Source organism: Amycolatopsis ruanii, assembly GCF_003385175.1.
GTDB lineage: Bacteria > Actinomycetota > Actinomycetes > Mycobacteriales > Pseudonocardiaceae > Amycolatopsis_E > Amycolatopsis_E thermalba.
The window spans coordinates 1-22,293 of the sequence record NZ_PQHY01000061.1; the positions used below are offsets into that span (position 1 = coordinate 1).

22 protein-coding genes are annotated in these 22,293 nt (G+C 71.7%); 12 read left to right on the forward strand and 10 right to left on the reverse strand.

All coding sequences use genetic code 11. From position 1 onward, the window contains the following. Window positions 1-202: 202 nt before the first annotated feature. The 6 genes from D0D28_RS26475 (at window position 203) to D0D28_RS26500 (ending at window position 6,116) form a co-directional block, all read left to right on the forward strand. Window positions 203-820: an ANTAR domain-containing response regulator gene (locus D0D28_RS26475; protein ID WP_017988040.1), complete on the forward strand. Its 618-nt coding sequence runs from the start codon at window positions 203-205 to the stop codon at window positions 818-820. Window positions 821-1,135: 315 nt separating this feature from the next. Next, on the forward strand, window positions 1,136-2,308 hold the full coding sequence (locus D0D28_RS26480; protein WP_094008330.1) for a branched-chain amino acid ABC transporter substrate-binding protein: 1,173 nt from the start codon (window positions 1,136-1,138) through the stop codon (window positions 2,306-2,308). Between the two features lie 89 nt (window positions 2,309-2,397). After that, window positions 2,398-3,393: a branched-chain amino acid ABC transporter permease gene (locus D0D28_RS26485; protein ID WP_094008329.1), complete on the forward strand. Its 996-nt coding sequence runs from the start codon at window positions 2,398-2,400 to the stop codon at window positions 3,391-3,393. Next, on the forward strand, window positions 3,390-4,502 hold the full coding sequence (locus tag D0D28_RS26490; protein WP_094008328.1) for a branched-chain amino acid ABC transporter permease: 1,113 nt from the start codon (window positions 3,390-3,392) through the stop codon (window positions 4,500-4,502). The genes D0D28_RS26485 and D0D28_RS26490 overlap by 4 nt, the downstream gene beginning before the upstream one ends. Next, on the forward strand, window positions 4,499-5,416 hold the full coding sequence (locus D0D28_RS26495) for an ABC transporter ATP-binding protein (RefSeq protein ID WP_094008327.1): 918 nt from the start codon (window positions 4,499-4,501) through the stop codon (window positions 5,414-5,416). The genes D0D28_RS26490 and D0D28_RS26495 overlap by 4 nt, the downstream gene beginning before the upstream one ends. Next, a complete protein-coding gene (locus D0D28_RS26500; protein WP_094008326.1) occupies window positions 5,403-6,116 on the forward strand; it encodes an ABC transporter ATP-binding protein in 714 nt (237 codons plus the stop codon). Before D0D28_RS26495 ends, D0D28_RS26500 begins: the two co-directional genes overlap by 14 nt. A gap of 62 nt (window positions 6,117-6,178) precedes the next feature. On the opposite strand, the gene D0D28_RS26505 is transcribed toward D0D28_RS26500, so the two are convergent. Beyond that, window positions 6,179-6,622, reverse strand: coding sequence for a PaaI family thioesterase (locus D0D28_RS26505; protein WP_094008325.1), 444 nt, complete (start codon window positions 6,620-6,622; stop codon window positions 6,179-6,181). A gap of 85 nt (window positions 6,623-6,707) precedes the next feature. Between D0D28_RS26505 and polA the strand changes: the two genes are divergently transcribed. From polA to D0D28_RS26525, 4 genes are all read left to right on the forward strand, one after another. Continuing rightward, the gene (gene polA / locus D0D28_RS26510) at window positions 6,708-9,443 is read left to right on the forward strand and encodes a DNA polymerase I (protein WP_240323361.1); all 2,736 of its coding nucleotides are present in this window, start codon (window positions 6,708-6,710) and stop codon (window positions 9,441-9,443) included. A 4-nt stretch (window positions 9,444-9,447) separates the two neighbouring features. Further along, window positions 9,448-9,888 carry a helix-turn-helix domain-containing protein gene (locus tag D0D28_RS26515; RefSeq protein ID WP_094008323.1) on the forward strand — a complete coding sequence of 147 codons (441 nt, stop codon included), beginning with the start codon at window positions 9,448-9,450 and terminating at the stop codon, window positions 9,886-9,888. 30 nt (window positions 9,889-9,918) lie between these two features. Beyond that, window positions 9,919-10,350 carry a VOC family protein gene (locus tag D0D28_RS26520; protein ID WP_116113358.1) on the forward strand — a complete coding sequence of 144 codons (432 nt, stop codon included), beginning with the start codon at window positions 9,919-9,921 and terminating at the stop codon, window positions 10,348-10,350. A gap of 162 nt (window positions 10,351-10,512) precedes the next feature. Further along, window positions 10,513-11,130, forward strand: a complete 618-nt coding sequence (locus D0D28_RS26525) for a hypothetical protein (RefSeq protein ID WP_240323362.1) — start codon at window positions 10,513-10,515, stop codon at window positions 11,128-11,130. Window positions 11,131-11,283: 153 nt separating this feature from the next. Here D0D28_RS26525 and D0D28_RS26530 read toward each other — a convergent pair whose 3' ends face one another. The 8 genes from D0D28_RS26530 to D0D28_RS26565 all read right to left on the reverse strand — a co-directional run bounded on the left by D0D28_RS26530 (window position 11,284) and on the right by D0D28_RS26565 (window position 18,536). Beyond that, window positions 11,284-12,510, reverse strand: a complete 1,227-nt coding sequence (locus D0D28_RS26530; RefSeq protein ID WP_116113361.1) for an RNA polymerase sigma factor — start codon at window positions 12,508-12,510, stop codon at window positions 11,284-11,286. After that, window positions 12,507-12,842 (reverse strand): YciI family protein, encoded by a 336-nt coding sequence (locus D0D28_RS26535; RefSeq protein ID WP_116113364.1) that lies wholly within the window; start codon window positions 12,840-12,842, stop codon window positions 12,507-12,509. Before D0D28_RS26535 ends, D0D28_RS26530 begins: the two co-directional genes overlap by 4 nt. A gap of 16 nt (window positions 12,843-12,858) precedes the next feature. Next, entirely contained in the window at window positions 12,859-13,479 is a 621-nt protein-coding gene (locus tag D0D28_RS26540; RefSeq protein ID WP_116113366.1) for a dihydrofolate reductase family protein, read from the reverse strand. A gap of 85 nt (window positions 13,480-13,564) precedes the next feature. Then, window positions 13,565-14,149, reverse strand: a complete 585-nt coding sequence (locus D0D28_RS26545) for a TetR/AcrR family transcriptional regulator (protein WP_116113368.1) — start codon at window positions 14,147-14,149, stop codon at window positions 13,565-13,567. After that, on the reverse strand, window positions 14,146-16,026 hold the full coding sequence (locus D0D28_RS26550) for a YhgE/Pip family protein (protein WP_116113371.1): 1,881 nt from the start codon (window positions 16,024-16,026) through the stop codon (window positions 14,146-14,148). Before D0D28_RS26550 ends, D0D28_RS26545 begins: the two co-directional genes overlap by 4 nt. Further along, on the reverse strand, window positions 16,023-16,676 hold the full coding sequence (locus tag D0D28_RS26555; protein ID WP_116113373.1) for an ATP-binding cassette domain-containing protein: 654 nt from the start codon (window positions 16,674-16,676) through the stop codon (window positions 16,023-16,025). Before D0D28_RS26555 ends, D0D28_RS26550 begins: the two co-directional genes overlap by 4 nt. A gap of 73 nt (window positions 16,677-16,749) precedes the next feature. Beyond that, window positions 16,750-17,667 carry a GNAT family N-acetyltransferase gene (locus tag D0D28_RS26560; protein ID WP_094009191.1) on the reverse strand — a complete coding sequence of 306 codons (918 nt, stop codon included), beginning with the start codon at window positions 17,665-17,667 and terminating at the stop codon, window positions 16,750-16,752. Continuing rightward, on the reverse strand, window positions 17,664-18,536 hold the full coding sequence (locus D0D28_RS26565; RefSeq protein ID WP_116113376.1) for a class I SAM-dependent methyltransferase: 873 nt from the start codon (window positions 18,534-18,536) through the stop codon (window positions 17,664-17,666). Before D0D28_RS26565 ends, D0D28_RS26560 begins: the two co-directional genes overlap by 4 nt. Window positions 18,537-18,809: 273 nt before the next feature. Here D0D28_RS26565 and rpsA point away from each other — a divergent pair, with 273 nt between their 5' ends. After that, window positions 18,810-20,306 (forward strand): 30S ribosomal protein S1, encoded by a 1,497-nt coding sequence (gene rpsA, locus D0D28_RS26570; protein ID WP_094009190.1) that lies wholly within the window; start codon window positions 18,810-18,812, stop codon window positions 20,304-20,306. A gap of 304 nt (window positions 20,307-20,610) precedes the next feature. Here rpsA and D0D28_RS26575 read toward each other — a convergent pair whose 3' ends face one another. Then, window positions 20,611-21,246, reverse strand: a complete 636-nt coding sequence (locus D0D28_RS26575; protein ID WP_094009189.1) for a TetR/AcrR family transcriptional regulator — start codon at window positions 21,244-21,246, stop codon at window positions 20,611-20,613. Between the two features lie 142 nt (window positions 21,247-21,388). On the opposite strand from D0D28_RS26575, the gene folP reads away from it, so the two are divergent. After that, window positions 21,389-22,201, forward strand: a complete 813-nt coding sequence (gene folP, locus D0D28_RS26580; RefSeq protein WP_205413365.1) for a dihydropteroate synthase — start codon at window positions 21,389-21,391, stop codon at window positions 22,199-22,201. Window positions 22,202-22,293: the final 92 nt, after the last annotated feature.

A 22,293-nucleotide genomic window follows, 5' to 3' on the forward strand; every position in this document is an offset into this window, starting at 1 on the left:
CGCCCACCCACCCGAGCAGCGGGGGTAGCCCTCAGTGACGACCGCTCACGGGCGAGTCGATCAACGCGACACGCCGTCGCACGACGTGGTGAACACCATGCTCGGTACGTGGTCTGCGCCATCCACCGACTGGATCGTTCCGGGTAGGCTCGTCCTGCGGTTTACCGCATTCCCATTCCGTCGAGCACGCAGGAGGACCCCGGTGACCGAAGAGGCTACCGAGGCCAGCGGTGTGGCCACCGCTCCGCAGCGTCGGGTGCTCGTCGCCGAAGACGAAGCACTGATCCGGCTTGACCTCGTCGAGATGTTGCGCGAAGAGGGATACCAGGTGGTGGGCGAGGCGGGCGACGGCGAAGAGGCCATCAAGCTGGCTGCCGAGCTCAAGCCCGACCTGGTGATCCTGGACGTCAAGATGCCCAAGCTGGACGGCATCGAGGCGGCGTCCCAGATCACCACCGACCGCATCGCCCCCGTGGTCATCCTGACCGCGTTCAGCCAGCGCGAGCTGGTCGAGCGCGCCCGCGACGCGGGCACCATGGCGTACCTGGTCAAGCCGTTCAACAAGCGGGACCTCGTTCCCGCGATCGAACTGGCCGTCAGCCGGTTCTCGGAGATGCAGGCCCTCGAAGCCGAGGTCGCCAGCCTGTCCGACCGGCTGGAGACCCGCAAGGTCATCGACCGGGCCAAGGGCCTGCTGATGACCCACCAGGGCCTGACCGAGCCGGACGCGTTCCGGTGGATCCAGCGCACCGCCATGGACCGGCGCACGACCATGAAGGCCGTCGCCCAGGCGGTCGTCGAGAGCATCGGTCAGAAATAACCCCACGCGTTCGCGTGCGTGGTCAAACGCTCCGACATCACTCCAACGAGAGCGTGACGGCGCTGCTCATCTGAGCAAAAGGTCACTGATTGTTATCACCCGGTTGTTGCAATGCAGCAACCGGGTGTAAATCATGCATGAACTATAGTGACCCCCGTCACGATGTGGAAACAAGACAGCGCGGACCGCTGTGCTTGACCTCACCGGGCGGCTACGTTCAGCGCCCGATAGGTCCCTATCTCGGGACGGCCGCAGTCCGCGGCCGGCTGGATATTGGAGGAACGAGTGTCAGGAGCACGACTCACGCGAGTTCTCGTGCTGGCAGCGGCGGCAACGCTGGCGCTGGGTGCGTGCGCGGCGCGTGATGAGGGAGGTACGTCGGGCGACACCACCGGCTCGGCGGCGGCGCCTTCGCAGGCGGCCGACGCGGCGAACCCGCGCGGCGACGGCAAGGCGGTGTGCTCGGGCGTGTCGATCGCGTACGCGGGCACCATCAACGGCGCGAGCGCAGCGCTGGGCCAGAACATCCTGCGTGGCGCCGACCTCGCGGTGAAGCAGCACAACGAGGCGAACCCGAACTGCCAGGTGACGCTGAAGCAGTTCGACACCGAAGGCAAGCCGGACAAGGCCCCGGGCATCGTCACCCAGGTCATCAACGAGGCCGACATCATCGGCGTCGTGGGCCTGCCGTTCTCCGGTGAGTCCAAGGCCGCGGGCAACCTGTTCAACCAGGCCGGCCTGGTCACCATCAGCCCGTCGGCGACCAACCCCGCGCTGGCCGAGAACGGCTGGAAGACCTTCTTCCGCGGCATGGGCAACGACTCGGTCCAGGGCCCGGCGGCGGCCAAGTTCCTCACCGAGACGCTCAAGGCCAACAAGGTCTGCGTCGTGGAGGACGACTCCGAGTACGGCATCGGCCTGGCCAACGCCGTGAAGCAGGCGCTGGGCGCCAAGGCCTCCTGCACCGACAAGGTGAAGACCGGTCAGACCGACTTCTCCGCGGTGGTCAACAAGATCTCCACCGAGAACCCGGACGCCATCTTCTACTCCGGCTACTACCCCGAGGCCGGCCCGTTCGCGCAGCAGCTCAACGACAAGGGCGTCACCGCCAAGTTCGTCGGGCCGGACGGTGTGAAGGACAACGAGTTCCTCAAGGGCGCCGGCGGCGGCGCGACCAACGCCTACTTCACCTGCCCGTGCGTCCCGGAGGACAACTTCCGCGACTTCACGGCCGCCTTCAAGCAGGTCGAGGGCGCTGACCCGGGCACCTACTCGCCCGAGGGCTACGACGTCACGACCATTCTGCTCAAGGGCATCGACAGCGGCATCAAGGACCGCGCGGGAATGCTCAACTTCGTCAAGAACTACGACGGTCAGGGCCTGACGAAGAAGTTCAAGTGGAACGACAAGGGCGAGCTCTCCGACACCCCGGTGTGGAGCTACCGCGTCGAGAACGGCAGGATCGTCAACAACGGCCAGATCAGCTAACGACCTGACCTTATCGGGCATGCACGCGGCCGATCGTCGCGTGCATGCCCGATCCGTACCCGGGAATGAGTGAACCCTTGTACCCCGCGATGACCCCATTCCTCGCGCAGTCCGAGCCATGGATCTCCTTCGACGTGGCCGGCCTCGCGGAACAGTTCTGGAACAACACCGTCGACGGCCTCGCGCTCGGCGGCATCTACGCACTGGTGGCCCTGGGCTACACGCTCGTCTACGGCGTGCTCAAGCTCATCAACTTCGCGCACTCCGAGGTCTTCGTCGTCGGCGCGTTCGCCACCTGGCTGACCTTCTACGGCCTCGGGTTCCGCGCCGGCGCCACGCCGGTCCTGTCGGTCTTCGAGATCATCCTCTTCCTCGCGATCGCCTGCATCGCCGCGATGGCGGTCTCCGGCGGCACCGCGGTGCTGCTGGAACGCGTGGCCTACCGCCCGTTGCGCAAGCGCAACGCCCCGCGCCTGGTCTTCCTGATCACCGCGATCGGCGCCTCGTTCGCCATCCAGCAGGTTCTGCGCCTGGTGTTCGGCCTCAACCAGCAGCCCCAGATCCGGCTGCTGCAGCCGGAACCGCTGTTCCGGCTCTTCGGCGCGACGGTCACCAACATCCACATCATCCTCTTCGTCGCCGCCGTCCTGCTGTGGTTCGTGGCCGACTACTTCGTCAACCGGACCCGCCTGGGCCGCGGCATCCGCGCGGTCGCCCAGGACCCGGACACCGCGACGCTGATGGGCGTCAACAAGGAACGGGTCATCGTCATCACGTTCCTCGTCGGCGGGCTGCTCGCCGGCGCCGCCGCGCTGTTCTACATGATGCGGATCCCGCAGGGCGCCATCTACAACGGCGGCTTCCTGCTCGGCATCAAGGCGTTCACCGCCGCGGTGCTCGGCGGGATCGGCAACCTGCGGGGCGCGCTGCTCGGCGGGTTCCTGCTCGGCCTGGTGGAGAACTACGGCCAGTCCCTGTTCGGCGGCGAGTGGAAGGACATCGTGGCCTTCGTCGTGCTGATCGTCGTCCTGATGTTCCGTCCCACCGGCATCCTCGGTGAGTCCCTCGGGAAGGCGCGCGTATGAGCACCCAGACCGTGAGCGCGCCGGCGAAGCGGCGCTCCATCCGCGAGCAGTGGAACAACCTGTCCCGGCCGGCCCAGTGGGCGATCCTCATCCCGGTCGTGGCGCTGATCTACTTCCTGCCGGTGCTCAACCCGCCGCTCATCGCGACGACCGGCACCGACTTCCCGACCGCGATGTTCGACGTGGCCCGCTACGCGCTGGTCGCGATCGGGCTCAACGTGGTGGTCGGCCAGGCCGGCCTGCTGGACCTGGGCTACGTCGGCTTCTTCGCCGTCGGCGCCTACGTCGCGGCGCTGTTCACCAGCCCGAACTCCGGGCTGACCAAGCTGCCCTACCTGTGGACGCTGCCGCTGGCGATGGTGGTCACGATGATCTTCGGGGTCATCCTGGGCACGCCGACCCTGCGGCTGCGCGGTGACTACCTGGCGATCGTCACGCTCGGGTTCGGCGAGATCATCCGCCTGGTGGCGGACAACGTCGACCCGCTGCGCGGCCAGTCCGGCTTCGAGCGCGTCGGCACCGACGCGGACGGCACGCCGTTCTTCGCCAACGCCACCGCCTGGTACTGGCTGACGGTCACCATCATCATCGCGATCCTGCTGCTGGTCGGGAACCTGGAACGCAGCCGCGTCGGCCGCGCCTGGGTGTCGATCCGCGAGGACGAGGACGTCGCCGAGATCATGGGCGTCCCGGTCTTCAAGTTCAAGATCTGGGCGTTCGTCATCGGCGCCGCCATCGGCGGTCTCTCCGGCGCGCTCTACGCGGGCAAGCTCGGGTTCGTGAACAACCAGTCGTTCGACGTCATCACCTCGATGCTGTTCCTGGCCGCGGTGGTGCTCGGCGGCGCCGGCAACAAGGTGGGCGTGCTGCTCGGCGCGGCCGTGGTGGCCTACCTGCCGCTGCGGTTCGTGCAGCTGGCCGAGTACAACTACCTCATCTTCGGCATCGCGCTGATCATCCTGATGATCTTCCGCCCGCAGGGCCTGCTCGGCGCCCGGCAGCGGCTGCTGGCCCGGGGCCGCCAGGCCTACCAGCGGCTGCTCGGCCGCGGTGAGCAGATCAGCGGGGAGAGCGCGCTGGCCGCCGACACGACGGGAGGTCCCCGATGAGCCACCCCAGCGAGGAGACCCCCGTCGAGGGCGGCCTGGTCGCCGAGGTCGCCCGGATGAGCCCGGAGGAGCTCGCCGAACACGAGGCCGAGGTCGCCGAGGCTGTCGCCGTCGACCGGGACATCCAGGTCGAGGTCGGCGAGACCCTGCTCGAGCTGCGCGACGTGACGCTGAAGTTCGGCGGCCTGACCGCGCTGGACTCGGTGTCCTTCGGCATCCGCCGCGGCGAGATCCTGGGCCTGATCGGGCCCAACGGCGCCGGCAAGACCACCTGCTTCAACGCGATGACCGGGGTCTACCGGCCCACGTCGGGGCAGGTGCTGCTGGAGGACAAGCCGCTGGGCAAGGCCACCCGGCACCAGATCACGCAGCGCGGCATCGCCCGCACCTTCCAGAACATCCGCCTCTTCGGCGAGATGACCGCGCTGGAGAACGTGGTGGTCGGCACCGACGCCCGCCACAAGACCAGCGTCATCGGTGCGCTGCTGCGGCTGCCGCGGCACCACCAGGAGGAGAAGACCGCGGTCGAGCGGGCCATGGCGCTGCTGGAGTTCGTCGGCATCGCCGACCGGGCCGCGGACAAGGCCAAGAACCTCCCGTACGGCTACCAGCGCCGCCTGGAGATCGCGCGGGCGATGGCCACCGAGCCGAAGCTGCTGTGCCTCGACGAGCCGGCCGCCGGGTTCAACCCGGCGGAGAAGGAAGAGCTCATGGGGCTGATCCGCAAGATCCGCGACGACGGCTACACCGTCCTGCTCATCGAGCACGACATGAAGCTCGTCATGGGCGTGACCGACCGGATCGTCGTTCTGGAGTTCGGCAAGAAGATCGCCGAAGGACTGCCGGCCGAGATCAGGGAGAACCCCGCTGTGATCGCCGCCTACCTGGGAGTGCCTGACGATGACGCTGCTTGAGCTTGACGGGGTCTCCGTCCACTACGGACGGATCCAGGCGGTCTCGGAGCTGACGCTGCGGGTCGACGAGGGCGAGGTCGTCGCCCTCATCGGCGCCAACGGCGCCGGCAAGAGCACCACGATGCGCGCCATCTCGGGGATCCGCCCGCTGTCGGCGGGCCGGATCACCTTCGCCGGTGAGGACATCACGAAGCTGCGCGCGGACCTGCGGGTCGTGCGCGGCATCTCGCAGGTGCCCGAGGGGCGCGGGGTGTTCCCGGGCATGACGGTCGCGGAGAACCTGGACATGGGCGCCTACGCGCGCAAGGACCGGAAGAACCTGCAACCCGACCTGGACCGCGTGTTCGACCTGTTCCCGCGCCTGGCGGAACGGCGCAACCAGGCCGGCGGCACCCTCTCCGGCGGTGAGCAGCAGATGCTGGCGATGGGCCGGGCCCTGATGGCCAAGCCCCGGCTGCTGCTGCTCGACGAGCCGTCGATGGGGCTGGCGCCGCAGTTCATCCAGCAGATCTTCCGGATCGTCACGGAGATCAACAAGCAGGGCACGACCGTGCTGCTGGTGGAGCAGAACGCGCAGCAGGCGCTCTCCCGCGCCCACCGCGCGTACGTGCTGGAAACCGGCCGGATCACCAAGAGCGGCACCGGGACCGAGCTGCTCGCGGACTCCGCGATCAAGGAGGCCTACCTGGGCGTCGCCTGATCGGGTGGACCTGGAACGGTGAGGGCCCCGGCGCCGCGTGCGCCGGGGCCCTCGTCCGTGTGTCAGCGGCTGCCCGGCGCGCGGTCGCGCACCAGGCAGGACAGGCGCGCGGTGCAGGTGCGGCGGCCCTGGTCGTCGGTCAGCACGATCTCGGCGGTGATGGTGCCGCGGCCCACGTGCAGCGGCGTCGCCACGCCCGTGACCAGGCCCGAGCGCGCGGCGCGGTGGTGGGTGCAGGACAGCTCGAACCCGAGCGTGGCCTTGTCCGGGCCGGCGTTGAGCGCGGCCACCGTCGAGCCGAGCGCCTCGGCCAGCACCGCGTTGGCGCCGCCGTGCAGCAGGCCGTAGGGCTGCAGGTTGCCCTCGACCGGCATCGTGCCGACCACCCGCTCCGCCGTGAGCTCGACGAACTCGATGCCGAGCTTGTCGTTGAGCTGCTGCTCCGCGACGCGCGGATCGATGCCCGCGAGCTGCTCGCGGATGGCTTCGGACAGGTTCTCGGTCACGGCTGAGTGCTCCTCGGTGAGACGACGGCAGGGCGAAGCGACCGCTCGCGCGGTTCTGTCGGTGCCCCACCCTAGACTCGCACCCGTGAGCCCCAGCCAGAACCAGCCAGTAGCCAACACCACAGCCACGCTGCCCGCGGACGGGCGGCCGCGGCTGTTGCTGATCGACGGCCACTCGATGGCCTACCGGGCGTTCTTCGCGGTCCCGGCCGACCGGTTCAAGACCTCCACCGGCCAGGTCACCAACGCGGTGTTCGGGTTCACCTCGATGCTCATCAACCTGCTGCGCGACGAGCAGCCCACGCACCTCGCGGTGGCGTTCGACGTGTCGCGGCAGACGTTCCGCTCGGAGACCTTCGCCGACTACAAGGCCACGCGCACGTCCACGCCGGACGAGTTCAAGGGGCAGGTCGACCTGGTCAAGGACGTGCTCGGGGTGCTCGGCATCCCGGTGCTGACCAAGGAGAACTACGAGGCCGACGACATCATCGCCACGCTCACCACGCAGGCCACGGCGCAGGGCTACCAGGTCCTCATCTGCACCGGCGACCGGGACGCGCTGCAGCTGGTGGACGACGCGGTGACCGTGCTGTACCCGCGCAAGGGCGTGTCCGACCTGGTGCGGTACGACCCGGCCGGGGTGTCGGAGAAGTACGGGCTCACCCCGTCGCAGTACCCGGACTTCGCGGCGCTGCGCGGCGACCCGTCGGACAACCTGCCGGGCATCCCGGGGGTGGGGGAGAAGACGGCCACCAAGTGGATCCAGCAGTTCGGGTCGCTGGCCGCGCTCATCGACCGCGTCGACGAGGTCAAGGGCAAGGTGGGCGACGCGCTGCGCGCCCACCTCGACTCGGTGATGCTCAACCGCCAGCTCACCGAGCTGGTGCGGGACGTGCCGCTGGACGCCACGCCCGACGACCTCGCGCTCAAGCCGTGGGACCGGGACGCGGTGCACCGGCTGTTCGACGAGCTGGAGTTCCGGGTGCTGCGCGACCGGCTGTTCCAGACGCTGTCCAGCGCCGAGCCGGAGGCCGAGTCCGGGTTCGAGGTGGAGGGCGCGGCGGTGCCCGCCGGCGGTCTCGCGGCGTGGCTGTCCCGGCACACCAAGGCCGGCCGGACCGTGGGCCTGTCGTTCCGCACCACCGGATCGTCGGTGCGGTCGGACATCCAGTCGATCACCCTCGCCTCGGCGGGCGGCGAGGCCGGCTACGTCGACGTCACCACGCTGGACGAGGCCGACGAGCAGGCGCTGGCGGCGTGGCTGGCCGATCCGGCGATCCCCAAGGCCGGGCACGCCCTGAAGGTGCCGCTGCACGCGCTGCGGGCGCGCGGCTGGAAGCTCGCCGGGCTGGCGATGGACACCGAGCTGGCCGCCTACCTGGTCCGGCCGGGGCAGCGGTCGTTCGAGCTGGACGACCTGGTGCTGCGGTACCTGCAGCGCGAGCTGCGCAACGACAGCGACTCCGGCGACGGCCAGCTGTCCCTGCTCGACGGCGACGACGGCGACCAGAAACTGGTGCAGGGCGAGCTGGTCCGCGCCAGCGCGGTCGCCGAGCTGGCCGGCGCGCTCGCCGGCGAGTTGGAGAAGATCAGCGGCACCACGCTGCTGAACGACATCGAGCTGCCGCTGCTGCAGGTCATCGCCGAGGTCGAGGCCGCGGGCGTGGCGGTGGACATCGAGCAGCTGACCGCGCTGGAGGCGCACTACGGCGCCCGCGTGAAGCAGGCCGCCGAGGCCGCCTACGGCGTGATCGGCAAGCAGGTCAACCTGGGCTCGCCCAAGCAGCTGCAGGTCGTGCTGTTCGACGAGCTGGGCATGCCCAAGACCAAGCGCACCAAGACCGGCTACACCACCGACGCCGAGGCGCTGCAGACGCTGTTCGAGAAGACCGAGCACCCGTTCCTGCAGCACCTGCTGGAGCACCGGGACGCCACCCGGCTCAAGACCACGGTCGAGGGCCTGCTCAAGTCGGTCGCCGACGACGGCCGGATCCACACCACGCTGCACCAGACCATCGCCGCCACCGGGCGTCTGTCCTCTGTGGACCCGAACCTGCAGAACATCCCGATCCGCACCGAGGAGGGCCGCCGCATCCGCGACGCCTTCGTGGTCGGCGAGGGGTACGCCGAGCTGCTCACCGCGGACTACAGCCAGATCGAGATGCGGATCATGGCGCACCTGTCCGAGGACGCGGCGCTGATCGAGGCGTTCCAGTCCGGGTTCGACTTCCACGCCGCCACCGCGGCGCGGGTGTTCGGCGTCGACCCGGCCGACGTCACCGGGCCGCAGCGGGCGAAGATCAAGGCGATGAACTACGGCCTGGCCTACGGGCTGTCGGCGTACGGGCTGTCGCAGCAGCTGCGGATCTCCACCGAGGAGGCGCGCGGGCTGATGGACGAGTACTTCGCCCGGTTCGGCGGGGTGCGCGACTACCTGCACAGCGTCGTGGTCGAGGCGGGCAAGGTCGGCTACACCGAGACGATCTTCGGCCGCCGCCGGTACCTGCCCGACCTCAACAGCGACAACCGGCAGCGCCGGGAGATGGCCGAGCGGATGGCGCTCAACGCGCCGATCCAGGGCAGCGCGGCCGACATCATCAAGGTCGCGATGATCGGCGTGCACCGCGCGATCGCGGAGGCGGGCCTCTCGTCGCGGGTGCTGTTGCAGGTGCACGACGAGCTGATCGTGGAGGTCTGCGAGGGCGAGCGGGACCGGGTCGAGGAGCTGGTGCGCCGCGAGATGGGCGCGGCCTACGAGCTGGCCGTGCCGCTGGAGGTGTCGGTCGGGTTCGGCCGGTCCTGGAACGAGGCGGCGCATTGAGCCGATGACCGACCGGGTGGCGGTGGTGGCGCAGGTGCGCCGCGCCAAGGACTGGATGGACGCGCACTACGCCGAGCCCCTCGACGTGGACGCGCTCGCCGCCGTCGCCTGCTGTTCGCGCTACCACTTCATGCGGTCGTTCGCCGCCGCGTACGGGGAGAGCCCGAAGGCGTACCTGACGCGGCGGCGCATCGAGCGGGCGCAGGACCTGCTGCGGTCGGTGAACCTGACGGTCACCGAGGTGTGCCTGGCCGTCGGGTTCTCCAGCCTGGGCACGTTCAGCCGCCGCTTCACCGAGATCACCGGCGAGTCGCCGAGCGAGTACCGGGCGCGGGTGCGTTCGGACGGGCCGCCGCCGGTGCCCGGGTGCTACCTGATGATGTGGACCCGCCCGGGGGCGGAAACCGCACATTCGGAGAAGCCCGGGGACGCGGCCGGGCCGTAGCGTCTGGTCATCGACGACAGGAGGTTCGCGATGATCAGGGGACTGTCCCATGCCAGCGTCTACGTGCTGGACCACGACTCGGCGAAGGCGTTCTACACCGAGAAGCTCGGCTTCGAGGTGCGGCGGGACCTGCGGATCGGTGATTTCCGCTGGCTCACCGTCGGGCCGCCCGGCCAGCCGGACCTGGATTTCATCCTGATGAAGCCCGGCCCGCCCCAGCACGACGCGGAGACCGAGAAGCAGATCCGGGAGCTGGTGGCCAAGGGCGCGCTCGGCGGGGGAGTCTGGCGCACCGACGACTGCCGGAAGACGCACGCCGACCTGGCCGCCCGCGGGGTCACGTTCCTGCAGGAGCCGGCCGAACGCCCGTACGGCATCGAGGCGGTGTTCCGCGACGACTCGGGCAACTGGTTCAGCCTGACCGAGCCGCACGCCTTCGACCCGGGCAAGGACTGGGGCTGAGCGTCGCCGGTCTCCAGCTGCGCGCCGAGCTGCGCCGCACTTCGGCGCGGGGCGGACCGGTCGCCGGTGAACAGTGTCGTGGCGGGTGTCCGGCGTGTTGCGGGCGGGAAAACGGCACGTGGAGAGGCTGTGCGGGCGGCGGGCAGCAGGTAGCGTGGGGTCATGGCTGGCCGGAAAGCGCTGATCCTGGCGGGAACGGGCATGCTGGCGAGGGTCGCGCAGGTCCTGACCCACGAAGGCTGGCACGTGGTGCTGCCCTCCCGGCGGTACCACCCGCTGGACTGCGAGGTGTGGCCCGGGGCGGCGGCGCGGCGGTCGATGCGGCCACCCGGGCACCGGCCCTACCACCCCGCCACCCTCCGTCCGTGGGGCGGCGGGAAGGCGATCTGGGTCGAGGCGCACTGGGACCGGCCGCGGGAACTCGCGGCGAAGGCGGAGCTGGCCCTGCGCGGGCCGGCGGACCTGCTGGTGGCGTGGATCCACGAGCAGTACCGCCGGTCGGTGATGGGGGCGGTGGAGCCCCTGCTCGCCGAGGACGCGCCGGTGGTCGAGGTCCGCGGCGGCCTGAGCGGCACCGGGACCGTCGAGCCACCCGACCCGCTCCTCCCGCTCCACCCGACGCAGGTGGTGCAGCTGGGCACGGTCTCCGCCTACGACGCCCACCGCTCCCTGGCGCAGGACGAAATCGCCGAGGGAGTACTCGACGCGGTGCGGCGGGCGCTGAACGGGCACGCGAGCTCGACGCATCAGGTGGGGCAGCTGCGGCCGTTGGTGCGCTAGCGGTCAGGGCGGGCAGGTCTGCGAGCGGCGGGGGCCGGGATCGCCGAGGCGGTGCGGCGCGCGCCGAACGGGCACGCGACCTCGACCCACCAGGTGGGCAGGTGCGGCCGTTGGTGCGTAGGTCCGTGAGCGACCCCCCGAAGACCCGGCGTCTCAGCCGGGAGCGCCCGCCTGCCGCACCTCCGTGAGGCGGCCCCTCAGGAACGCTCGTTCGGCTTCGTTCCCGGTCGCGGTCAGCGCCTCCTCGTAACACGCCGCCGCCTCGGCCCAGCGGCCGAGGCGGCGCAGGAAATCAGCCTTGATCGCGGGGAGGTACCGGTACCCGGACAGCCGCCGGTCGCCCTCCAGCGCCGTCACCTCCGCCAGCGCCCGCGCCGGGCCGTCCACCATCGCCACCGCCACCGTCCGGTTCAGCGTCACCACCGGCGACGGCCACACCTTCACCAGCTCGTCGTACAGCACCAGGATCTGCGGCCAGTCCGTCTCCGCGAACGACGGCGCGCTCGCGTGCAGCATCGCGATCGCCGCCTGCAGCGTGAACCGTCCGGGTGCGCCGCCGCGCAGGGCCGACACCACCAGCTCGTCCGCCTCCTCGAGCGCGGCCGCGTCCCAGCGGGAACGGTCCTGCTCGGACAGCAGCAGGAGCCGTCCCGCCTCGTCCGTGCGGGTGGCCCGGCGCGCGTGCCCCGCCAGCAGCAACGCCAGCAACCCCCGCACCTCCCGCGAGTCCGGCATCAGCTCCCGCAGCAGCCGCGCCAGCTCCAGCGCCCGCTCGGCGCACGACACCCGCATCAGCGACGCGCCGGACGGCGCGGTGTGCCCGGTCGTGAACAGCAGGTGGATCGTGGTCAGCACCGCGTCCAGCCGGTCCGGCAGCTCAGCCCGCGACGGCATCCGGAACGGGATCCGCGCCGCCGCGATCTTCTTCTTCGCCCGCGTGATCCGGGCCGCCATCGTCGCCACCGGCACCAGGAACGCGGCGGCGACGTCCGGCGTCGGCACCCCGCACACCAGCCGCAACGTCAGCGCGACCTGCGCCTCGCCCGCCAGCGCGGGGTGGCAGCACAGGAACACCAGCCGCAGCGGATCGCCAGCAGGCGGGGGATCGGGCGCGGGCTCGACCAGCAATGGCAGCTTCGCGCGCAGGGGCGCCGCGCGGCGCAGGGCGTCCAGCGCGTTGTGCCGCGCCGCGGTCGTCAGCCACGCGGCCGGCCGGTCCGGCACGCCGTCACGCGCCCACGCGTCCAGCGCGGCGGCGTAGGCGTCCTGGACGCACTCCTCCGCCAGGTCGAGATCGCGCGTGACCCGCACCGTCGCGGCGAGCACCCGGGCCCACTCGCGGCGGTGCGCGTCGGCGACGGCGCGCCGGGCCTCGGTCACACCTCGAGCACCGGCCGCACCTCGACCGCCCCGTCCATGATCGGCAGCAGCTTCCCGATGGCCACCGCCTGGTCGAGGTCGGCGGCCTCGACCACGAAGAACCCGGCGATGACCTCCTTGCTCTCCAGGAACGGGCCGTCGGTCACCGCGCCGCCCCGGTGGATCGTGCGGGCCCGCGCCGCGGGCTGCAGCGCCTGCTCGTGCACCACCCGGGCGCCCATCTCCTCGATCTTGGGCCCGGCGGCGAGGTTGGCCGCCATGACCTCCGGCGGGATGTCGGCGACCCCGCCGGGCAGTTCCTTCTCGTAGATCAGAATCGCGTACTGCGGCATCGCCTCGAACCCCCGCTCACCAGTTGCCCGTCTCCGGGCCCATCGCACCGTAGCGGAGCTCGCCCCCGCGCGAATAGCGGTTGAGCAGGCCACCGCGCGGCAGCGGCTCGCTGTGGGTGAGCTCCAGCGCGGCCGGCCCGGCGCCGGGACCGAACAGCCGTTTCCCGGTCCCGAGCACCACCGGGAACACCAGCAGCTGGAACTCGTCGACCAGGTCGTGGGCGAGCAGCGTCTGCACCAGGTCGCTGCTGCCGTGGACCTGGATGTCCCCGTCCGCGCCGCGCTTGAGCCCGGCCACCGCCTCGGCGGCGTCCCCGCGCAGCAGCGTGGAGTTCCGCCAGGTCACCTCGGTCAGCGTCCGGGAGGCCACGAACTTGGGCAGGCCGTTCATCACCTCGCCGAGCGGGTCGTCGGCCGGCGGCCAGGTCGCGGCGAACTCCTCGTAGGTCTTCCGGCCGAGCAGCAGCGCGCCCGCCCCGGCGGTGAACGCGCTCATCACTTCGAGCACCCGCTCGCCGATGAACGGCACCGCCCAGCCGCCGTGGGCGAACCCGCCGTCGCGGTCCTCGTCCGGCCCGCCCGGCGCCTGCATCACACCGTCGGCCGACACGAACGCCGTGACCACCAGTTTCCGCATGTCGATCCCTTCCTCACCGGGCGTCCGGATGACGCCCGCGCCCCTACGGCGAACGAGGAGCCGCGGAATCGACAACCGGCGGGAATCAATCCGGGCGGGCCACCCCGCGGACGAGGACCATGATGCCCTCGCGCACCTCGGCGCGGGACCGGTGCGGCTGGAACACCTGCCAGTCCAGCGCGACGACCAGCAGCGTGCCGAACAGCCCGGCCGCCGCGGTCGGCACCTCGACACCCGGCGGCAGCCGCCCGGCGTCGGCCACCCGCTGCAGCTGCTCCTTGACGATCGACACGATGTCCTCGCGCAGCAGCGACAGCGTCTCCTGCCACTGGCCCGGCGTCCGCCACAGCTCGCTGACCAGGATCTGCGAGAACCCGCGGTGCCCGGCGATGAACTCCAGCCCGGTGTCCACCAGCGCCTCCAGCGCGGCCACCGGGTCCGTGCCACCCGTTTGCGCCCGCAGCCGTGAGGCGAGCTGGCCCACGCCGTAACGCAGCAACGCGTCGATGAGCCCGTCCTTGCTGCCGAAGTTGTAGTACACGGTGCCCTTTGCGACCCCGGCCGCCGCCGCGATCTCGTCCACCGTCAGCCCGGCCAGCCCCTTCTCGGTCGCCAGCCGCAGCGTCGCCTCGAACAACTTCTGCTTGGTGTGCTCACCGCGCGGGCTCACAGGGACAGCTCCGGCTGGAGCTTCGACACCGTCCACACCCGCTGCCTGCGCGCGGCCAGCGCCGACACCGCGAGCGCGCCGACCAGGTAGGCGACCAGCACCCCGATGTCCACCAGGTTCCGCAGCGACGCCCCGGTGTACATCAGGTGCCGCAGCCCGTCGACCACGTACCCCATGGGCAGCACGACGTGCAGCGGGTACAGCGCGTCCGGCAGGGTCTGCCAGGGGAACGTGCCGCCCGCGCTGACCAGCTGCAGCACCAGCAGCACCAGCCCGAGGAACTTGCCGACGGCGCCGAAGAACGCGTTGAGCGCGTGCACGATCGCGGTGAAGGTCAGCGACGCGAGGATCGCGAACGCCAGCGCGCCCACCGGGTGCGCGATGTGGATGCCGACGAACCAGGTGACCGCGGCGAACAGCACGACGACCTGCGCGATGCCGAGCAGCGCCGAGGGCAGCCACCCGCCGAGCGCGACCCGCAGCGGCGCGGTGCCGGCCGCGATCGCCCGCGCCGACAGCGGCCGGATCAGCAGGAACAGCACGAACGCGCCGATCCAGGTGGCCAGGGCGAGGAAGAACGGGGCCAGCCCGGCGCCGTAGGTGCCGGCGGAGGCGACGCCCACCGAGTTGACGGTGACCGGGTCGGCGATCGTGTCGGCCGTCGCCGTCCGGGTGGGGTCGCTGGGGTTGGGGATCTGGCCCAGCCCGTTGGTCAGCCCGTCCCGCAACCGGCCCGCGCCGGCCGCCAGCTCCTGGGTGCCGGACAGCGCGGTCTTCTCGCCGTCGTTGAGCTGGGCGGCCCCGGCCGACAGCGTGTTCGCGCCGTCGGAGGACGGTGCGATCCCACCGGACAGCGCCGGCGCCGAGTTCGCCAGAGTGGCCGCGCCGGCCGCGACCTGCCGCGCGCCGTCGGCGAGCTGGTTCAGCTGGGCGGACGTCTGCTGGATCCGGGCGTTGGCCTGGTCGACCGGGGCCCGCAGATCACCGAGCACGCCCTGCACGCGCTGGATGTCGGTCTCGGACAGCCCGGCGGCGCGCAGGCGGTCGGTGAGCTGGTTGTCCACGTTGTCGAGGTCGCTGACGAGCTGGGCCGACCCGCTGGCGACGGTGGCCCCGGCCGCCGCGACCTGGCTGTTGCCGTCGGCGACCCGCTGCGCGCCGTCGGCCAGCTGCCGGGTGCTCTGCGGCAGGGTCGCGGTGCTCGACCGCAACGTGGACAGCCCGGACGACAGCTCGGCGCTGCCGGTGGCCAGCCGCTGGGCGCCGTCGGCGAGCTGCTGCTGACCGGTCAGCAGCCGGTTCGCCCCGTCCGCGAGCTGGGTCGCGCCGGTCGCGGCCTGCTGGGTCTGCCCGAAGATCGTCGAGAAGCCCATCAGGAACCGGTTCGCGGCCTCGCTGCCCACCTTCTCCGCGATCGTGCCGCGGATCTGCTCGGCCACCTGGTTGGCGATCGTGTGCGACAGGTAGTTGTTCGCGTCGTTCGTGGTCAGCTGGATCGTGGCCCGCTGGGGGGTGAAGTTCCCGCTGGAGGTCAGCGCGGCGGAGAAGTCGCGCGGGATGGTGATCGCGAACGAGTAGCGGTCGTCGCGCACCCCGGCGTCGGCCTCGGCGGCGGAGACCTCGTGCCACTGGAAGGTGCCGGAGCCGACGACCGAGGAGGTGACCTCGTCGCCGATGTTGCGGTCGGTGCTGCCGGTGTCCTCGTTGACGATCGCCGCGGGCAGGTTGCCCAGCCTGCCGTAGGGGTCGAAGTTGGCGTAGAGGTAGAACGACGCGTAGAGCAGGGGGACGAGCACCAGGGCGGCCACGGCGAGCTTGGGCAGCTTGCCGGAGGTCAGGCGGCGCAGTTCCCCGGCGGCGAGACGGAGGCCGGTCACTGCGGATCTCCTTGCACGAGTTCGGGTTCGGGCTGCTCGGTCCGGCCGAGCCGGGCCGGGGGAGCGGGCAGCGCCTCGGGTGGGGTGGTGGCGGTCAGCACGACGACGGCGAACCCGCGCGCGGCGTGCTCGCGGGCCAGGTCCGCCCAGCTCGCGACATCGCTGGTGTGCCGGTCGGGCGTGTCGAGCACGAGCAGCCGCACGCCGGGGCGCGCGGCGGCCAGCGCGGTGAGCAGCCGGGTGCGTTCGGCGGGGGACAGGTGCTCGAACCGGACGCCCGCGCGCCCGGCGAGGTCGTGCTCGGACAGCCACCGCGCGACGGCGTCCTTGCCCGACGGCAGCTTCCCGATCGACAGCTCCTCGGCGACCACCATCCGGACCGGCAGCGAGCCCTCCGGCGCGGTGATCTCCGGCGCGTCCACCACCGCGCCGGCACGGCGCCGCTTCGCCGCGTCCGCCGCGCCGTCGAGCGTCACGAGCCCGGTCGACGGCCGCATCCGCCCGGTCAGGGCGAGGCCGAACGCGGTGACCCCGGCGCCCGGTTCGCCGTGCACGAAGACGAGTTCGCCCTCGGTGACGGTGAGCGAGGTCGGCGGCAGCAGCGTGCCGTGCGGACCTTCGACGGTGACCCGGTCGGCGTGCACCCGCACAGGATCCCCCTCTTTTGAACTGACTGGTCAGTTCAAAAGATACGACCGTCCGCCGGAGCCGGCAACTCGGGGGTCACCGCAGGGCGGAGGCCGGCCGCACCTCCCAGTACGACCACAGCGGCCGGTACCCCTGGCGCGGCCAGAACACCGAGGACAGCGGGTTGGCCGGGTTGTAGTAGAGGTAGGTCGCGCGGGCGCCGCGGCCGGCGAACTCGCGGTGCACCCGGGCCAACAGCGCCCGGCCGATGCCCTCGCCGCGCACGTGCTCGCTGGTGGCGACGTTGTTGACGTAACCCCACCGGCCGGTGGGCAGCAACTCGGCCGCCCACGACCCGGGTGCCGACTCGACCCAGCCGCAGTCGGCCAGCGCCACGGCGACGCCGTCCCGTTCGGCGAGCCAGATCGGCGCCTCCGCCGCGAGGTTGCGCTCCAGGCGCGGGGCGATCAGCTCCCCGGTGCCCGGCCGCCACGGCCCGGCGACCAGGCCGGAGTAGCGGAACGTGGCCAGCGACAGGGCCACGACCTCCTCCAGGTCCTCCGGCCGCGCGCGGCGGATCGTGACCCCGGGCGGGGCCGGGTGGTCCTGCGGCGGGCCGGTGCGCACCGCGAGCACCGACAGCGGGACCAGGCCGTGGTCGAGGAACGCGCGCGCCGCCTCGGCGTCCCGGCTCGGCCAGGTCACCGTGCACGACGAATCCGCGCCCGGTGACTCGCGGTCCATCCGGTGCCGCCACGCGCGCAGCAGCGCGTCCATGCCTGCGGTCCCGGTGTCCCCGATGCAGGGGAACAGGTGCCACACCCGCGCCGCGGACCACAGCAGGTCGAACGCGCCCGGCTCGTGCCGGTGGACCTGGAGCACCCCGGTGACCCGGGTGCCGCCGGCCGTGGCCGCGTCCAGCACCTCGCCCTCCGGCAGCGGCGCGGCGGCCGGCAGCAGCGGGTCCAGCGCGGCGAACCGGGCCCGCTGCGCGGACAGCAGCGCGGTGTTCACCGCGTCCCTGCGCGGGCCCGGAAGATCGCGGTGCCCGGGAACAGCCTGCCGCGCAACGGGCTCCACTGCCCCCACACGCGCGTGTGCCCGGCCGGCCACTCCGGCTCCAGCAGGTCCTCCAGCACGAACCCGGTGGCCGCCAGCGCCCGCACGTAGTCGCCCACCGTGCGGTGGTACTCGACGTAGGTGGCCCGGCTGCCGGCGTCGACCTCGACGTAGGGGGTGCGGTCGAAGTACGGCTGGCTCGCGGTCAGCCCGGCCGGGCCGGGATCGTCCGGAAAGATCCACCGGATCGGGTGAGTCACCGCGAACACCCACGGCCCGCCCGGCCGCAGCACCCGGCGCACCTCGGCGAACACGGTCTCGATCGAGGCCACGAACGGCAGCGCGCCGAACGCCGAGCAGGCTGCGTCCATGCTCCCGTCCGCCAGCGGCAGCCGCTCGGCCGTGGCCTGGATCAGCGGGACGCCGATGCCGGTGCGCGCGGCGGCCGCCCGGGCGTGCCGGAGCATCCCGGCGGACAGGTCCAGCTCGACCGGGTGCGCCCCGGCGGTGGCGAGCCAGCGCGAGCACGCGGCCTGGCCGCACCCGATCTCGGCCACGCGGCGGCCGCGCACGTCGCCGAGCAGGCGGGCGTCGGCCTCGCGCACACCCTCCGGGCACCACACGAAGTCCGCGTCGCCGAGGAACTCGCCGTGGGCCGCCTGGTAGTCGTCGGCGTCGGCGTCCCACCAGGCCAGGTTCGCCGCCGTCGCCTCGTGCGCGGCCACCTCCCGGTGCGCCACGCCGACCGTGCCGAGCCGCTGTTCGGCCCGCGCGTGCCGGTCCGGGTCCAGGTCTTCGCCGTGGTGCTCGCCCGCCGTCGTCACACCGGTATTCTCACCGGCCGGCCGGTGCGCGTCCGTGCGGGCGACCCTGTTTGTGCGCCTCGCAGGCGGCCGCGTACGATATCTCTAGCGCAGTGGGTTCGCGCTACCTTCCACTCGGCAGAGCTGAGCCGGGTTCCGGGTCGCGCACCGTCGGCGGTGATGCTCCGCGGCCGTTCCGTTGTGAACGTTTGCTCATGGTTGCCGTCGTACGCTCGCCGCGCACGCAAACTGCAAACCTACTCGAGCCGTAAACCAACCGGAGCAACCCACCTAATGACCACCGACACCACCACCGCCCCGACGTCCGGCGCCGCCCAGGTCGCCGTCAACGACATCGGGTCGGAGGAAGACTTCCTCGCCGCGATCGACAAGACGATCAAGTACTTCAACGACGGCGATATCGTTGAGGGCACCATCGTCAAGGTCGACCGCGACGAGGTGCTGCTCGACATCGGTTACAAGACCGAGGGCGTCATCCCCTCGCGTGAGCTGTCCATCAAGCACGATGTCGATCCCGGCGAGGTCGTCAGCGTCGGTGACGAGGTCGAGGCCCTCGTCCTCCAGAAGGAGGACAAGGAAGGCCGGCTGATCCTGTCCAAGAAGCGCGCCCAGTACGAGCGCGCCTGGGGCACGATCGAGGAGCTCAAGGAGAAGGACGAGCCCGTCAAGGGCACCGTCATCGAGGTCGTCAAGGGCGGCCTGATCCTGGACATCGGCCTGCGGGGCTTCCTGCCCGCCTCCCTGGTGGAGATGCGCCGCGTGCGGGACCTGCAGCCCTACGTCGGCCGCGAGCTCGAGGCGAAGATCATCGAGCTGGACAAGAACCGCAACAACGTGGTCCTGTCCCGCCGCGCCTACCTCGAGCAGACCCAGTCCGAGGTCCGCAGCGAGTTCCTCAACGCGCTGGCCAAGGGCCAGGTCCGCAAGGGCGTCGTGTCCTCGATCGTCAACTTCGGCGCGTTCGTCGACCTCGGCGGCGTCGACGGTCTGGTGCACGTCTCGGAGCTGTCCTGGAAGCACATCGACCACCCGTCCGAGGTCGTCGAGGTCGGCCAGGAGGTCACCGTCGAGGTGCTGGACGTCGACATGGACCGCGAGCGCGTGTCCCTGTCGCTGAAGGCGACCCAGGAAGACCCGTGGCGCCAGTTCGCCCGCACCCACGCGATCGGCCAGATCGTGCCGGGCAAGGTCACCAAGCTCGTCCCGTTCGGCGCGTTCGTCCGCGTCGAGGAGGGCATCGAGGGCCTGGTGCACATCTCCGAGCTGGCCGAGCGCCACGTGGAGATCCCGGAGCAGGTCGTGCAGGTCGGCACCGAGGTCATGGTCAAGGTCATCGACATCGACCTGGAGCGCCGCCGGATCTCGCTGTCGCTGAAGCAGGCGAACGAGGGCTTCACCACCGACACCGAGTTCGACCCGACCCAGTACGGCATGGCCGCCGAGTACGACGACCAGGGCAACTACATCTACCCCGAGGGCTTCGACCCCGACACGCAGGAGTGGCAGGAAGGCTACGACAAGCAGCGTGAGGAGTGGGAGCGCCAGTACGCCGAGGCGCACGCCCGCTACGAGGCCCACATGCGGCAGATCGCCAAGGCTGCCGAGGCCAGCGCCCAGGCGGCGGCCGAGGAGGCCACCGGCGGCCCGGTCGGCGGCGGCGAGCAGAACTACAGCTCGACCGGTGGCGGCGCGGAGCAGCGCAGCGGCGGCACCCTCGCCAGCGACGAGCAGCTCGCGGCCCTGCGCGAGAAGCTGTCGGGCGGCGCGTGAGCGCGTAGCTCAGGCTGACTGATCGATTCGTGGCCCCCGGTTCTCTGCGGAGACCGGGGGCCACGTTCGTCTCACCCGCCCGCGAGTCCCACGCTCCGGCGGGCGAGTTCTGCGTTCGGTGCGCGCGAGTTCCACGCTCCGGCGGGCGAGTTCCACGCTCCGGCGGGCGAGTTCCACGCTCCGGCGGGCGAGTTCCACGCTCCGGCGGGCGTGTCCCACGCTCCGGTGGGGGAGTTCGGCGTCCCGTGCGCGCGAGTCCGTGTGCCCGGGTAGGTGCGGGGCGTGGGCCGTGAGCGGGCGCGGATCAGCCGAGGTCGAGGTCCAGTCCGTTGAGCATCGCGCGGATGCCGGCGCCGAAGATGTCGTCGTAGGCGGTGTCCGTCGTCGCGATGAACCACTTCGGCGGCGGGTTGCGCGCGCGGTGCGTCAGCTCGACGCTCACCAGCCCGTGCATCGTCGTCCAGATCAGGTAGCCGGTGACGTTCGGATCGCGGCCGGGCGGTGTCGCCGGCGCCACGCGGTCCACGAGCAGGTCGAAGGTGCCGCGCTGGGCGAACGACCGCAGATCCGGGTCCGGGTCGAACCCGGGCACCGACTGCTCGAACATGAACGAGTACCGCGCCGGGCTGTCCAGCGCGAACCGGCGGTAGGCCCGGGCCAGCGCGAGGATCCCCGCGGCCGGGTCGCCGGGAACCCGCGGCACGGCCACGAACTTCTCGTGCAGCATCTCGAAAGTGCGCTCGTACAAGGCGTCCAGCACCCCGTTGCGGCCGCCGAAGCGCGTGTAGACCCCGATCGTCGACGTGCCGGCCGCCTCGGCGACGCTGCGCACCGTCAGCCCGGACACGCCATGCTCGAGGAGAACCGTCAGCGCGGCCTGCAGGAACCGCTCCCTGCTGTGGCTGTCCGCCGGGCCCGCCGGGCCGTGCCGGGTGGCCATCCGCGCACCCCCTTCGCTCTTCTGGAAGCAACTTAGGGCATAACGCGCGTTATCGCGCCCCCGCCACGGCAGGCATGATGAACTCGTGGCAGTCGACTTGGTCTTCCGCGGGCGGCGCGTCGTCTCCGACCGCGCGCTCGTGATGGCGATCGTGAACCGCACCCCCGATTCGTTCTACGACCGGGGCGCGTCCTTCGCCGATCCGGACGCCCTCGCGGCCGTCGACCGAGCCGTCGCCGAAGGTGCCGACATCGTGGACATCGGCGGGGTCAAGGCCGGCCAGGTCAGCGACGTCGGCGTCGCCGAGGAGACCCGCCGGGTGGTGCCGTTCGTGGCCGAGATCCGGCGCCGGCACCCGGACCTGGTGATCAGCGTGGACACCTGGCGGCACGAGGTGGGGCGCCTGGCCTGCGAGGCCGGGGCGGACCTGCTCAACGACACCTGGGCCGGCGCCGACCCCCGGCTGGCGGAGGTCGCGGCCGAGTTCGGCGCCGGGTACGTGTGCTCGCACACCGGGGGAGCGGTGCCGCGGACGCGCCCGTTCCGCGTGCGTTACGAGGACGTGGTGGGGCAGGTGATCGAGGAGCTCACCCGCCGCGCCGAGGAGGTCGTGGCGCTCGGCGTGCCCCGCGGCGGCGTCCTGATCGACCCGACGCACGACTTCGGCAAGAACACCTGGCACAGCCTGGCGCTGCTGCGGCACGCGCGCGACCTGACGGCGACCGGCTGGCCGGTCCTCATGGCACTGTCCAACAAGGACTTCGTGGGGGAGACCCTGGGCGCGGGCATCACGGAGCGCCTGGACGGCACCCTGGCCGCGACGGGGCTCGCCGCGCGGGACGGGGCGCAGGTGTTCCGCGTCCACGAGGTCCAGCAGACGCGCCGGGTCCTGGAAATGGTGGCGACGATCGCCGGGGAGCGCCCGCCGGCGCAGGCGCTGCGCGGACTCGCCTGACCCGCGCGGCGGCGGCACCGGCCGCGGTGGTCCCGCGCGACCGGCGCCGCGCACCGCTCCCGGGAAGCGCTGTCCGGCCCGCCCGCGGAAAG